This window comes from Streptomyces sp. NPDC005811 (assembly GCF_040630405.1).
GTDB lineage: Bacteria > Actinomycetota > Actinomycetes > Streptomycetales > Streptomycetaceae > Streptomyces.
On record NZ_JBEXXK010000046.1, the window covers coordinates 75,573 to 88,538 of the forward strand.

Consider the following 12,966-nt stretch of genomic DNA (forward strand, 5'->3'; position numbering starts at 1 on the left):
GGGGATATCGGGGGGCGACGCCGACAGACTCGTCCGCATGGACGAGTACACAGACGGCGGCGCGCACGAATGCCCGCCCGCCGCGCACTGCCTCCCATCCGGACTTTAACCGTCGGTCCAGGAATTTCACCTGGTCAACCGGCCACTGGAAGTGACCGGGTCGCGGACTGTAACCGCCGGTTCGGACTTTCACCGACCCCGGAGTGCGCTGCTTTAGGTACAGGGCCAGTGTGCCACGCCCGATCGTGGTCCATACGGGCGAAGTATGTGGGCTCGCTCACAGATGCAGAGGGCACACCCGACGGCTGGTCCGGACCTAATGACCAATTGGTCTAGTCCTCTTAGGGTCGTCGGGTGCGTCCGGCGGCGGTGACGACGGCCCTTGCCCGTCGCCGGGCCTCCCAGCGGGGCTCTGACAGGGTGAGCCCATGACGACGATCGCGAGCGCCGACGAGTTCGAGACGCACCGGCCACGGCTGTTCGGGCTCGCGTACCGGATGCTGGGGTCGGCCGAGGAGGCCGAGGACGCGGTCCAGGACGCGTATCTGCGTTTCAGCGGGGCCGACCGCACCGCGATCACCCACCCGGCGGCCTGGCTGGCGAAGACCGTCACCCATCTCTGTCTCACCCGGCTGACCTCGGCGCGGGCACGGCGCGAGCGCTATGCCGGGCCCTGGCTGCCCGAGCCCGTGGTCACCTCCGACGGCACGCTCGGCCCCCTGGAGTCGGCCGAGCAGCGGGACGCCGTGTCGCTCGCGCTGCTGGTGCTGCTGGAGCGGCTGACACCGACCGAGCGGGCGGTGTACGTGCTGCGGGAGGCGTTCGGCTACGGCCACCGGGAGATCGCCGGGGCGCTCGATCTGGGCGAGGCCAACTGCCGCCAGCTGTACCGGCGGGCGGTGCGGCGGCTGGCCGCCGGGGAAGGCCGCTTCGACGTGCCCGTGCGGCGGCGGGAGGAACTGGTCGCCTCCTTCCTCACGGCGGCCCGGGACGGCGACCTCGCCGGTCTGGAGCGGATCCTCGCGGCCGGCGTGACCTGGTGGAGCGACGGCGGGGGCCGGGTCAGCGCGGCCCGGCGGCCGATCGAGGGGCGCGAGAGGGTGCTGCGGTTCCTGGCCGGCGGCTCGCGGAGCTTCGCGGCCGGCTTCACGTACACCGCCGTCGAGCTCAACGGCGCGCCGGGGCTGCTCGCCCTGGACGGCGGCATCCTGGTGGCCGCGATCGGCTTCGACTGCGGCCCGGACGGGATCACCGGCCTGCGGGCGGTGCTCAACCCGGACAAGCTGGACTTCGTACGACGTCAGCTCGCGTGAGCGCGGGGGTCTGTCACATACGGCGGGCGCCACGTGGTCTCAGCGGGTGAAGGGCGTGTCCGTCCGGGAGCGCCCCGGTGTCCGAAGGAGCTGAACGGCATGACCACGATCCTGGTGACCGGCGGTACCGGAACCCTCGGCAGGCTCGTCACCGACCGACTGCGGGCGGACGGGCACGAGGTGCGGGTGCTGAGCCGGCACAGCCGGCCGTACGCCGTCGATCTGCGGGAGGGCGGGCCGGGGCTGGACGCGGCCCTGACCGGGGTGGACACGGTGGTGCACTGTGCGAGCACCCCGCGCGGAGGCGACGAGAAGGCGGCCGCGCAGCTGATCGCGGCGGCCCGGAGGGCGGGGGTACGGCACCTCGTGTACATCTCGATCGTCGGGGTGGACCGGGTGCCGTTCGGCTACTACAGGGCGAAGCTGGCCGTGGAGCGGCTGGTGGCGGACTCGGGGCTGGGCTGGACCGTGCTGCGGGCGACCCAGTTCCACGATCTGGTGCTCCAGGTGCTGGAGGCGCTGGCCAAGGTGCCGGTGCTGGTGCTGCCGGCCGGGGTGAGCGACCAGCCGGTGGAGGTGGCCGAGGTCGCCGACCGGCTCGCGGAACTGGCGGCCGGGGCTCCGGCGGGGCGCGTCGAGGACATGGCGGGACCCGAGGTCCGCACGTTCGAGTCGCTGGCCCGCGCCTATCTGAAGGCGAGCGGCAAGCGGCGCCGGGTGCTGAACCTGCCGCTCTTCGGCGCGGCGTACCGGGCGTTCCGGGAGGGCGGCCACCTGGCACCGGAACGGGCCGTGGGGAAGGGAACGTTCGAGGACTACCTGACGGCACGCACGCGCAGGGCCCGGTGAACGGCACGCGCGCGTGGGGCCGGTAGGCCTCCGGCCGGCCACCGCCGCGCGCGCCTCACGGCGTGCCGAAGAGTTCCTCCTGCGCGGACTCCCGGGCGGTGAGGAGGGCTCCGCGCAGGACCGCCGTGCCGCCGAGCAGACCGGGCCGGACCTCGGTGGGCAGGGGCGTCATGCGGCGGAGCCGCTCGGCCACCCGTCCCGCCAGCTCCGGCCCACCCGCCTGCCCGATCTCGCCCCCGAGGACCACACACCCGGGGTCGAGGACGGCCACTACCGAGGCGGCCCCGATCGCGACGCGGTCGGCGAGGGCGTCGAGGAAGGAAGCCGGTCCCATGGCGTCGCCCCGCTCCAGTGCCTCCCGGACCACGGCCGCCCCGGGCGGCTCCTCGCCCTCCGGCCCCGCCGTCAGCCCGTGCCGCGCCGCCAGTGCCGTGATCGCCGCCGAGCCGGCCAGGGAATGGAAACCTCCCTCACAGTCCGCGGCGGAGGGGAGCGCGTCCGTGCCCGGGACCGGAAGGAAACCTATCTCCCCGGTACCGCCGGAGGCGCCGCGGCGCAGGGTGCCGTCGAGGACGACGGCGGCGCCGGTGCCGTGGCCGAGCCAGAGCAGGACGAACGTGTCCCGGTCCCGGGCCGCGCCCTCCCGCTGCTCGGCGAGGGCGGCGAGGTTGGTCTCGTTCTCGACGCTCACGCGCGCGTGCGGGAAGCGTTCCTGAAGGGCCGCCACCAGCCTCCGGTGCCATTCAGGCAGGCCGATGGAGTTGCGCAGCTCTCCCCCGGCCGGGTCGATCAGCCCCGGCGCGCCGATGCCGACGGTGTGCAGCCGGTCGACGCCGGCCTCCTTCACGGTCCGCTCGACGAGCGTCACCGCCTGCTCCACGGCCGGACCGGTGCCGATGTCACCGGCGATCGGCACGGAGGCCTCCGCCAGTACCCGGCCCACCAGGTCGGACACCCGGACGGCGACCCCCTCGGTGCGCACGTCCAGCGCGGCCAGCTGGGCCCGGTCGGCGACCAGGCCGTACAGCTTGGCGTTGGGGCCGCGCCGCTGCTCCCCCGCCTCCCCGGCGACCTCGATCAGTCCGGCGGCCGTGAGACGTTCGACGAGGTCGGCGACCGTCGGCCGGGACAGGCCGGTGAGTTCCTTCAGCCGTCCCGCCGTCAACGGGCCTTCGTCCTGGAGCAGTTGCAGGGCCAGCCGGTCGTTGATGGCCCGGGCGGTGCGCGGCGATGCGGGCATGCGGGGAATCCTCCCACGGGCCGGACGAGTGCCGGTCCGAGAGCGCTCTCTTTTTATCAGGCAGGGTTCCTGATAGTTTACGGCGGCACCGCACCCGAGCGGTGCACGGCCGGGAGGGGCGGAAGAATGAACGAAGTGGTCCACGTACCGTCCCCGGTACGGCGCGCCCGGTACGCCGTGGCGGCCGTGTTCACCGTGCACGGCGCGGTGACCGGCTCGTTCGCGACCCGGGTGCCGTGGATCCAGGACCATGCGGGGGTGAGCGCGGGTCAGTTGGGCTTCGCCCTCGCCTTCACCGCGTTCGGCGCCTCCTGCTCGATGCCGCTGGCCGGCCGGATCGCGCACACCCTCGGTTCCCGGACGGCCCTGAGCCTGCTGATCTCGCTGTGGACGCTCTCCCTCACCCTGCCGTCGCTCGCGCCGAACCTGCTGACGCTGTGCCTGGCGATGTTCGCCTACGGCGCGACCTCGGGCATGGCCGACGTGGTGATGAACGCGCTCGGCGTGGAGGTGGAGCGGCTGCTCGGGAAGTCGATCATGTCGGGGCTGCACGGCATGTGGAGCGCCGGGGCGCTGATCGGCTCGGCGGGCGGGACGCTCGCGGCGCATCTGGGCGCGGACGCGCGCGTGCACCACGCGCTGGCGGCCGCCGTCCTCACCGCGCTCGGCCTGCTGGCCTGCCGGTGGGTGCCGGACCTGCGGCCGCAGGAGGACGAGGAGCCGCCGCCGCGCTTCGCGCTGCCGCCGCGCTCGGCCCTGCTGATCGGCGCGGTCGGGTTCTGCGCGGTGTTCGCGGAGGGGGCGAGCCTGGACTGGTCGGCCGTCTATCTGCGCGATCAGCTGGAGACCTCGGCCGGGCTCGCGGCGGCCTGCACGACCGGCTTCATGCTGACCATGGCGGCGGCCCGGCTCGTGGGCGACGCGGTGGTGAACCGCTTCGGCGCCGTGCGGACCGTGCGGGCGGGCGGGGTGCTGGCCGCGCTGGGCGGGCTGCTGATCGTGTTCGCCGGGCATCCCGCGGTGGCGATGGCCGGGTTCGGGCTGATGGGGCTCGGGATCGCCGTGGTCGTCCCGCTGTGCTTCGCCGCGGCCGGGCACAGCGGACCCAACCCCAGTCAGGCCATCGCGGGCGTCGCGACGATCACGTACACCTCCGGGCTGATCGCCCCGAGCCTGATCGGCGGGGTGGCGCAGGCGACGAGCCTGGTGGTGTCGTTCGGCGTGGTGACGCTGCTGGCGTGCGGGCTCGCGGTGTTCGCGGGTGTGCTGCGCGGCGGCGGGCGGACCGGGGCGAAGGTCAGTCCGCGGGCCGCAGCAGTGCCCGACCCGCGGCCCTGAAGCCCTCGCTCCACGGCGTCGGCCGCAGGGTGGCCGCGTCGAGCCGGACCAGGACCCGGGTGCCGCGCGCGTACGTCGCGGCGCCGTCGGCCGAGCAGAGGCGGAAGCCGTACGTCAGCCCGGTGCCGCCGAGCCGCTCCAGCCACAGGTGGACGGCGTACGCGCCGCTGCGGGTGACCGGGGCGTCGTAGGAGATGAGCAGTTCCCTGACCACGTTGCAGGCGTCCCCGGCGGCCGCCCAGTCACCCTCGAAGCGGACGCCGTTCGCCTCCCAGAACTCGGTCCACGCGCGCTCGACCAGCAGCGGGTAGCGGGCGTTGTGCAGCATGCCGAGCGCGTCGAGGTCGTCGAAGTGGACGGTGACGGGGATCAGCCGGCCGTACGACAGGGCGGGGGCGATCGGGGCTTCGGCGGTCACGGGCGGGGCTCCTGTGCATGTATGGGACAACGACACCATCGTACGGGGTCGCTAAGCGGTCGCTCACCTTCCGTTCGCGGGTGAGAATGATCCGGAACCTGCACCCGTACGAGCGAAAGCGATACCGCACCATGGATCTTGGCGTCCGCTGGAAACTGCACGGCGACGGACGCACCCCGGCGCCCGGCGCGGTGGTCCGGCCCGACGAGCGGCTCACCTGGCCCCGCACGGTCGGGCTCGGCGCCCAGCACGTGGTGGCGATGTTCGGCGCGTCGTTCGTCGCGCCCGTCCTCATGGGTCTGGACCCCAACCTCGCCATCATGATGTCCGGCGTCGCGACCGTGATCTTCCTGCTCGCGACCCGCGGCCGGGTGCCCAGCTATCTGGGCTGCTCCCTGTCCTTCGTGGGCGTGGCCGCGGTCATCCGGGCGCAGGGCGGCACCAGCGCCACCGTGACCGGCGCGGTGCTGGTGGTCGGTGTCGCGCTGTTCCTGGTGGGGCTCGCCGTGCAGCGGTTCGGGGCGCGGATCATCCACGCGGTGATGCCGCCGATCGTGACCGGCGCGGTCGTGATGCTGATCGGCTTCAACCTCGCCCCCGTGACGGCCTCCACCTACTGGCCGCAGGACCAGTGGACGGCCCTGCTGGTGATGCTGTTCACCGGCCTGGCCGTGGTCTGTCTGCGCGGCTTCTGGTCCCGGATCGCGATCTTCCTGGGGCTGCTCTTCGGCTACGGCATCTCGTGGGCGTTCGACCGGATCTTCGGGCGGATCCACGCGGCCGACGGCAGCGGCAGGGTCACCGACCACTGGCGGCTCGATCTCTCCGGGGTGGGCAGGGCGGACTGGGTCGGGCTGCCGGACTTCCACGGCCCGTCCTTCCAGTGGTCGGCGATCCTCGTCGCGCTGCCGGTCGTGATCGCACTGGTCGCGGAGAACGCCGGGCACGTCAAGGCGGTCGGCGAGATGACCGGCGCATCGCTCGACGACAAACTGGGCACGGCGATCGCGGCCGACGGCATCGGCTCGGTCCTGTCCACGGCGGTGGGCGGCCCGCCCAACACCACCTACTCCGAGAACATCGGGGTGATGGCCGCGACCCGCGTCTACTCCACGGCCGCCTACTGGGCCGCCGCCGGATTCGCCCTGCTGTTCGGTCTGTGCCCCAAGTTCGGCGCGATCGTCGCCGCGATCCCGGGCGGGGTCCTCGGCGGCATCACCGTCATCCTCTACGGCATGATCGGCCTGCTCGGCGCCCAGATCTGGATCAACGCGGGCGTCGACCTGCGCAATCCGCTGAACCTGGTCCCGGCCGCGGCCGGCATCGTCATCGGCGTCGGCAACGTGACCATGACGTTCACCGACACCTTCTCGCTGAGCGGCATCGCGCTCGGCACGCTCGTCGTCATCACCGGCTACCACGCCCTGCGCGCCTTCGCCCCGGCGCACCTGAAGACGCAGGAACCGCTCCTGGACGAGGGGACCAGCTCCTACGACGAGGACGGTTCGTAGCCCCGGCGGTGCGCGGCCGGTGACCTGCCGGCACCTTCCCGGCTCCCGCGCGGCGGGCCCGTTCCCCCGTTCCGGGGAAGCGCCCGGCCCGCCGACGCGCGGGGCGGCCCTGGGCTGTCACCCTTCCCCCATGCCGCAAACGGAACAGTTCACCCCGGCCGTCGACCCGGCGTCCGACGCGAGCGTGCACGACGTGATCGCCCGGATGCGGGCCCTGGACGCGGCCCTGCCGGCCCCCGACGGGATCGCGGTCTTCAACCGGGTCTACCTCGCCGTGACCCAGGAGGTCGACCGGCGGATCGACACGGGCCGCTTCCCGGACGCGCGGGCCGCACGCACCCTGGACCTGCGGTTCGCGGAACGCTATCTGGCCGCGGTGGACGCGGCCCTGAGCGACCGGCGCCCGCCCGCCTGCTGGCGCCCGCTGTTCCAGATGCGCCGCCATCCCGGCGTACGGCCGCTCCAGTTCGCCCTCGCCGGCATCAACGCCCACATCGGGCACGACCTGGCACTCGCCGTCGTGGACGCCTGCCGTGACCTCGGCTGTGAACCGGCCGATCTGGCGGACGAGTACGAGCAGGTGGGGGATCTGCTCGTCGCGCTGGAGGAACGCATCCGCGAGGAGCTGATGCCGGGCCCCGACCTGCTCCAGATCGCCGATCCGCTCACCCATCTGCTGGGCTCCTGGAGCCTGGAGCGGGCCCGGGACGCCACCTGGACGGCGGCCCGGGCGCTGTGGGCGCTGCGCCGGCTGCCCGACGTCGCCGGGGAGTTCACCGAACGCCTCGACACGGCGGTGGGTTTCGCGGGGCGCATGCTGCTCACGCCCCTGCGGGACTGAAGGGCCCGGTCCGCCCGGTCCGCTCGGTCCGCTCAGTCCTCCGGCAGCTCGACCGGGGCGATCTCGTCGTACACGTCACCCGGGCCCGGGTTGGTCGCGTCGGTCGCACCGCCGAAGTGGTGCATCACGCCCCAGACCGCGTTGAGCGCGGTCTGGACGGCGCCCTCGGCCCAGCCCGCCGTCCAGGAGATGTCGTCGCCGGCGAGGAAGATGCCCCGCTTCTCCTCGGGCAGCCGGTCCTGCATGAAGTGGGTGAACAGGCGCCGCTGGTAGCGGTAGTGGCCGGGCAGGTTGGCCTTGAACGCGCCCATGAAGTAGGGCTCGTTCTCCCAGGAGACGGTCACCGGGCTGCCGATGACGTGCTTCCTGATGTCGACGTTCGGGTAGATCTCGCCGAGCGACTTCAGCATGACCTCCATCCGCTCGTTCGCGGACAGCGGCAGCCACTTCAGGCTGTCGTCGCACCAGGTGTAGGAGAGGCAGATGACGGCGGGCCGGTCCGGACCGTCGTCGAGCAGGTAGGTCCCGCGCGTCATGCGGTCGGTGAGCGTCATCGACATGACGTCCCGGCCGGTCGGATTTCCCCTGTCGTCGACGGCCTTGTCCAGCCAGAACGGCCGGTCCACGGGCACGAAGAGCTTGCTCGACTCCATGTAGTGGGTGCGCTCGATCGCCGTCCAGTGGTCGATCGGGAAGAGGGAGTCGTCGCAGTCGATCTTCGACAGCAGCATCCAGGACTGGGCGGTGAAGACCGCCGCCCGGTAGGTGCGGATGTCGCCGTGCGCGTCGGTCACCGTGATCCGGTCGCCGGCCGTGCGGTGCATCCGGGTCACGGCCGGGCGGGGCTCGCCGCCCTCGTGCAGGCTCGCCAGCGAGGTGCCGTACGCCCAGTGGACGATCTTCTCCGGCTCGCGCTCCCACAGCCGCACCGGCAGCTGCTGGGAGCCGCCGACGATCCCGCGGTGGTGGTCGTCGGCCTCGGTGTAGACGACGCGGAGGATCTCCAGGATGGAGTTGGGGAAGTCGGTGTCCCAGCCGCCGGTGCCGAAGCCGACCTGGCCGAAGATCTCCCGGTGCCGGAACGACTTGAAGGCCTCGGAGTCGCAGAGGAAGCCGTAGAAGGTCTGGTTGTCGAGCTTCTCGACGAGCTTCGCCCAGATCTCGCGGATGCGCGGCACGTCCCGCTCGCGCATCGCGCGGTTCATGTCGGAGAAGTCGGCGCCCTCTTCGAGGCACTTGTTCCAGGCCTGCGCGACATCGCGGTAGACCTGCGGGAGGTCGTCGATCGTCTCGGCGTAGTGGGACTCGCCCTTGAGGTCGACGACGGTCGAAGGCGTCGCCTCGGCGAGGGGGTTGGGGAAGGGACTGGTCTTGAGCCCGACCAGGTCGATGTAGTGCTGGAGGGCCGTGGACGAGGGCGGGAAGCGCATCGCGCCCATCTCGGCGGTGAGCCCCTCGGCGCCGGCGCCGTCGAACCCGACGGTCCGCAGCCGGCCACCGATCCGGTCGGCCTCGTACACGACGGGCTTCAGGCCCATCTTCATCAGCTCGTACGCGGCCACGACGCCCGACAGTCCGCCGCCGATGACCGCGACCTCGGTGCCGTGCTCGGTCGCCGGTATCTGGCCGAGGCCCGCCGGGTGCGCGAGGAAGTCGTCGTACGCGTACGGGAAGTCCGGGCCGAACATGGTGATCGGGGGCTGCTGCGGCTCGTCGGTGTGCTCGACGGCGTTGGGCACCATGGACGTCATGGGGTGAGGGCTCCTTGCGGCTTACGACAGGAAGGTTCGGGGGCTCAGACGTAGAGCTCGGGACGCCGGTCCCGCAGATACGGGTTGGCCTCGCGGGAGGCGGCGAGGGCCACGGGGTCGGTGTCGGCGAGGACCAGTTCCTCACCGCGTCCGGCGCGGGCGCGGGCCACCCCGTCCGGACCGGCGAGGGTGGAGAGCCCGACGAACTCGAACTCGCCCTCCCGGCCGACCCGGTTGACGTAGGCGACGTACATCTGGTTCTCGAAGGCGCGCACCGGGATCATCGACTCGGCGACGAACTGGAACGGGTGCATCTGCGCGGTCGGGACGAGCAGGAGGTCCGTGCCGGCCAGGGCGTGGGCCCGGACGTTCTCCGGGAACTCGACGTCGTAGCAGATCAGAAGGCCGACGGTGAGCCCGCCCAGCTCGGCCTGGACGACGGGCCGCTCCCCCGGGGCGAAGTGGTCGTGCTCGAAGCAGCCGAAGAGATGGGTCTTGCGGTAGTTCGCGAGCCGGGTGCCGTCGGCGGAGATCAGCTGCGCGGAGTTGTACACCGTCTCGCCGGAGCGCTCCGGGTAGCCGTAGGCGACGGCGAGCCCGTGCCGGGCGGCCAGCTCGGCGATCGCGTCGGCGGAGTCGCCGTCGGCGGGCTCGGCGAGGCGCGCGATGTCGTCGCCGATCGCGTAGCCGGTGAGGAACAGCTCCGGTGCGACCAGCAGCCCGGCCCCCGCGGCGGCGGCCCGGCCCGCGGCCTCGTCGAGGACCTTGAGGTTCTCGACGACCGCGCCGGGGCGGCCGGAGCTCTGGAGCAGGGCTGTGCGCATGCGGGGTCCTCACCGGGCGAAGGGGGGTTCGGGGGGGGCCGCCCGGAGCGTTTCGGGGGCCTACTAGACGGTACGGTCGGGCGCTCCGGCCGGACAAGAAGGAGCCGTTGCGCGCCCAGGAGCGATTCGTTGCGTGCGCCGACGGCCGCGCGGCGATTCGTTGCGCGCCCTCACCGGTCCCCTCGTCGGTCCCCTCGCCGACGCCCTCACCGGCCCCTCACCGGCCCCTCCCCCGGGCCACGGCCACCGCCGTCACCAGGTACGGCACCGCGCACAGCGCGAACACCGTGCCGTGCGGGAAGGTGGAACCGAGGGCGCCGTACGCGCCGTAGACCCCGATGGTCAGGACCTCGGTGCCGAGGCTCGCGACCGAGGTCAGGGTGGCCCGGCCGGTGCCGTCGATGCGCCGCTGGAGGCGGGCGTCGGCGACGACGGTCGCGAGCTGGAAGCCACCGAAGGCGAGGGCGACCAGGCCGATACCGGCGGGGGTGCCGGTGAGGGCGCCGGCGGCCAGGGCCAGCGCGGAGCCGGTGAGGAGGGTGGCGAGCCCCCTCGGGCCCAGCCGCTCGGCGGGGCCGGACAGCAGGCTGCCGGCCGTGACCCCGGCCCAGATCAGCATCAGCCAGTAGGGGACGGCCGCCTCGGGCACACCGGTGTCCCGGACCAGCAGGGAGGTGTACTCGTCGAGGGCGCCCCACACCGCGGCCACGGCCGGGACGAGCAGCAGGGCGCCGCGCACCGAACGGTCGCGGCGGGCGTCGGCCAGCCCGGCCCGCAGGGTCCCCGCCCAGCCCTCGTCGGCTTCCGTGGCGGTCCGGTGTTCGGGGAAGCGGGTCGCCGTCGCGGCGCACAGCAGACAGGCCAGGACACTCGCCGCGCCGACCGCGGGATAGCCGCCCCACGCGAAGACCGGGCCGGCCAGGCCCATCGCCGCCATCACGGCCACCTGGCCCGCCGCGTGGGCCCGGCCCATGACAGCCGCGTACCGGTCGGCCGCGCCGAGCCGCTCCAGTTCCTCGTAGACCAGCGCCTCCAGCGCACCGGAACCCAGCGCTCCGCGGACGCCCCACAGGACGAATCCGGCGGCGAAGGCCCAGAACGACGGGAAGAGCACCCACAGGGCGAAGCCGGCGCCGCCCAGCAGCGGGCCCAGCCACAGCAGCAGCCGACGCGAGACGGCGTCGGCCCAGGCGCCGGAGGGGACCTCGAGGAGAACACCGGTGAGCGACCACAGGACGAACAGGGAGGAGATCTGTCCGACGGACAGCCCGGTGTCCGCGAACAGCAGCGCGTACACCGGGTAGAGCAGCACGAACTCGTCGAGGAACGCGTACGCGTGGAGCGTGGCGGTCAGCCGACGGGTGCCGGGGGCGGTCGTGGATCAATGTCGCCAGGTCATGCCCTCGATGTTAGACACCGTCCGGCTCGGTGCCCAGCCGTTCTCCGGGGACGGCGAAGGTGGTGACCACCGCCGCGTGGTCGGAGGGCCAGTCGTTGTCCTCGACGTCCGGCCAGGGGCGGGGGTCGCCGCTGACGTACGTCCGCGAGTCCAGCACCCGCAGACCGCCCCGGTGGAGCACGAAGTCGATCCGGTCCTGGGGCTCGGGGCGGCCGCTGCCGTCCTCGTGCTCGGCGTGCACCGGCGACCAGGTGTGTCCGGGTTCCCGTACGGGGTCGGGGTGGGCCTCGCGGTAGGAGTCGGCGAGCCCCGCCCGCTCGGCCGCCCGGGTCACCGGCCAGGCCACGTCCGGCCGGTCGAGGTGGGAAGGGCTGTTGAAGTCGCCGACGAGGACGACCGGCACCGCCGGGTCGAGCCGGCGCAGGGCGTCCCGCAGCTGGGCGAGCCGCACCTCCTCGTGGGCGATCAGGCCGTCGGCCGGCAGCCCGTCGAAGGCCGCCTCGTAGGGGCCGTACGGCGTGTAGTCGAGGTGGACGGTCCAGACGTCGACCTCGGTGCCGGCCACGTCGAGCCGGACCCCGGCCGCCCCGTAGAAACCCACGTCCGGGTCGCCGAGGACGGCGGTGATCGGGTGGCGGCTGATCACGCCGAGGTTGTCGCCGGCCCGGTGGTGGTGCCAGCCGAGCGCCTCGGCGAGTTCCCCGGCGGCGCCGCCGTACGTCTCCTGGAGGCCGACCACGTCCACCTCGGTCTCGGTGATCGCCTTGAGCTGCTTGGCCCGGTGGTCGTGGACCTTGGTGCCGCCGTACCAGAGGTTCCAGGTCATGACCCGCAGCCGCGGCGGGGTCAGGGCGCGCAGCCGCTCGGGGGTCACGTCCTCCAGGCTGGTCAGCACGGTCCGGCCGGGGGCGGCTCCGATGGGGGCGAGCGAGGGCACCGCGAGGACGGCGCAGCCCGCCGCCTCGGCGGAGGCGACCCCGGTCTCGGTGTCCTCGACGGCCACGCAGGCCGAGGGGTGGACGCCGAGGGCGCGGCAGGCGGCGAGGTAGGGGTCGGGGGCGGGCTTGGTGTGCTCGGTGTCGTCGGCGGTCACGGAGATCGCGAAGCGGTGGGCGCCGAGCGCTTCGAGGACGGTGTCGGCGACGGCCCGGGGGGACGCGGTGACCAGGGCGGTGGGCACGCCGTCGCGGGCCAGGGCGTCGAGCAGGGCGAGCGCGCCGGGGCGGGGGACGATGCCGGTGCGCACCCGGTCGGCGAACTCCCGGTGGAGGGTGTCGGCGAGGTCCGCGGCCGGCCGGCCCGTGGTCGCGGCCAGCCAGTCGGCCGTGTGCTCCACGGGCCGGCCGAGCACCTCCGGCTGGTCCGCCTCGGTCAGGGCCCGGCCGGCCACGCCTTCCACCGCCTCCCACCACAGCCGCTCGGTGTCGACGAGCGTGCCGTCCATGTCGAACAGGACGGCCTGGAGCGGGAGTCGCGTCACGG

The 12,966-nt window shown here is 73.3% G+C and carries 11 protein-coding genes and 1 riboswitch; of the genes, 5 read left to right on the forward strand and 6 right to left on the reverse strand.

Going from position 1 to position 12,966, the window contains the following annotated elements; genetic code table 11:
- Positions 1-80 precede the first annotated feature (80 nt).
- Positions 81-211, reverse strand: a riboswitch (FMN riboswitch).
- Positions 212-428: 217 nt separating this feature from the next.
- Positions 429-1,313, forward strand: a complete 885-nt coding sequence (locus ABZ490_RS37780; protein WP_359000983.1) for an RNA polymerase sigma-70 factor — start codon at positions 429-431, stop codon at positions 1,311-1,313.
- Positions 1,314-1,412: 99 nt separating this feature from the next.
- Positions 1,413-2,162, forward strand: a complete 750-nt coding sequence (locus ABZ490_RS37785) for an SDR family oxidoreductase (protein ID WP_359000986.1) — start codon at positions 1,413-1,415, stop codon at positions 2,160-2,162.
- 55 nt (positions 2,163-2,217) lie between these two features.
- Here the strand turns inward: ABZ490_RS37785 and ABZ490_RS37790 are convergent, their stop codons facing one another.
- Positions 2,218-3,402, reverse strand: a complete 1,185-nt coding sequence (locus tag ABZ490_RS37790) for an ROK family transcriptional regulator (protein WP_359000989.1) — start codon at positions 3,400-3,402, stop codon at positions 2,218-2,220.
- A 126-nt stretch (positions 3,403-3,528) separates the two neighbouring features.
- Here ABZ490_RS37790 and ABZ490_RS37795 point away from each other — a divergent pair, with 126 nt between their 5' ends.
- A complete protein-coding gene (locus ABZ490_RS37795) occupies positions 3,529-4,740 on the forward strand; it encodes an MFS transporter (protein ID WP_359000992.1) in 1,212 nt (403 codons plus the stop codon).
- Here the strand turns inward: ABZ490_RS37795 and ABZ490_RS37800 are convergent.
- Entirely contained in the window at positions 4,700-5,158 is a 459-nt protein-coding gene (locus ABZ490_RS37800) for a thioesterase family protein (protein WP_359000995.1), read from the reverse strand. The genes ABZ490_RS37795 and ABZ490_RS37800 overlap by 41 nt on opposite strands.
- Positions 5,159-5,289: 131 nt before the next feature.
- On the opposite strand from ABZ490_RS37800, the gene ABZ490_RS37805 reads away from it, so the two are divergent.
- Complete coding sequence (locus ABZ490_RS37805) at positions 5,290-6,669, forward strand: solute carrier family 23 protein (RefSeq protein WP_359000997.1); 1,380 nt, start codon at positions 5,290-5,292, stop codon at positions 6,667-6,669.
- 130 nt (positions 6,670-6,799) lie between these two features.
- Positions 6,800-7,510, forward strand: coding sequence for a DUF5995 family protein (locus tag ABZ490_RS37810; protein WP_359001001.1), 711 nt, complete (start codon positions 6,800-6,802; stop codon positions 7,508-7,510).
- A 32-nt stretch (positions 7,511-7,542) separates the two neighbouring features.
- Here the strand turns inward: ABZ490_RS37810 and ABZ490_RS37815 are convergent, their stop codons facing one another.
- The 4 genes from ABZ490_RS37815 to ABZ490_RS37830 form a co-directional block, all read right to left on the reverse strand.
- Positions 7,543-9,261 carry an NAD(P)/FAD-dependent oxidoreductase gene (locus ABZ490_RS37815; protein WP_359001004.1) on the reverse strand — a complete coding sequence of 573 codons (1,719 nt, stop codon included), beginning with the start codon at positions 9,259-9,261 and terminating at the stop codon, positions 7,543-7,545.
- Between the two features lie 44 nt (positions 9,262-9,305).
- Positions 9,306-10,085 (reverse strand): carbon-nitrogen hydrolase family protein, encoded by a 780-nt coding sequence (locus tag ABZ490_RS37820; RefSeq protein ID WP_359001006.1) that lies wholly within the window; start codon positions 10,083-10,085, stop codon positions 9,306-9,308.
- A 217-nt stretch (positions 10,086-10,302) separates the two neighbouring features.
- Positions 10,303-11,397 (reverse strand): MFS transporter, encoded by a 1,095-nt coding sequence (locus ABZ490_RS37825; protein ID WP_359001009.1) that lies wholly within the window; start codon positions 11,395-11,397, stop codon positions 10,303-10,305.
- Positions 11,398-11,494: 97 nt separating this feature from the next.
- A complete protein-coding gene (locus ABZ490_RS37830) occupies positions 11,495-12,964 on the reverse strand; it encodes an HAD-IA family hydrolase (protein WP_359001012.1) in 1,470 nt (489 codons plus the stop codon).
- Positions 12,965-12,966 lie beyond the last annotated feature (2 nt).

Bases quoted from the DNA above. Each gene is read 5' to 3' on its own strand.
- ABZ490_RS37810 (WP_359001001.1), top strand. From the start codon at position 6,800: ATGCCGCAAACGGAACAGTTCACCCCGGCCGTCGACCCGGCGTCCGAC.
- ABZ490_RS37780 (WP_359000983.1), top strand. From the start codon at position 429: ATGACGACGATCGCGAGCGCCGACGAGTTCGAGACGCACCGGCCACGG.
- ABZ490_RS37820 (WP_359001006.1), bottom strand. From the start codon at position 10,085: ATGCGCACAGCCCTGCTCCAGAGCTCCGGCCGCCCCGGCGCGGTCGTC.
- ABZ490_RS37790 (WP_359000989.1), bottom strand. From the start codon at position 3,402: ATGCCCGCATCGCCGCGCACCGCCCGGGCCATCAACGACCGGCTGGCC.
- ABZ490_RS37815 (WP_359001004.1), bottom strand. From the start codon at position 9,261: ATGACGTCCATGGTGCCCAACGCCGTCGAGCACACCGACGAGCCGCAG.
- ABZ490_RS37795 (WP_359000992.1), top strand. From the start codon at position 3,529: ATGAACGAAGTGGTCCACGTACCGTCCCCGGTACGGCGCGCCCGGTAC.
- ABZ490_RS37785 (WP_359000986.1), top strand. From the start codon at position 1,413: ATGACCACGATCCTGGTGACCGGCGGTACCGGAACCCTCGGCAGGCTC.
- ABZ490_RS37805 (WP_359000997.1), top strand. From the start codon at position 5,290: ATGGATCTTGGCGTCCGCTGGAAACTGCACGGCGACGGACGCACCCCG.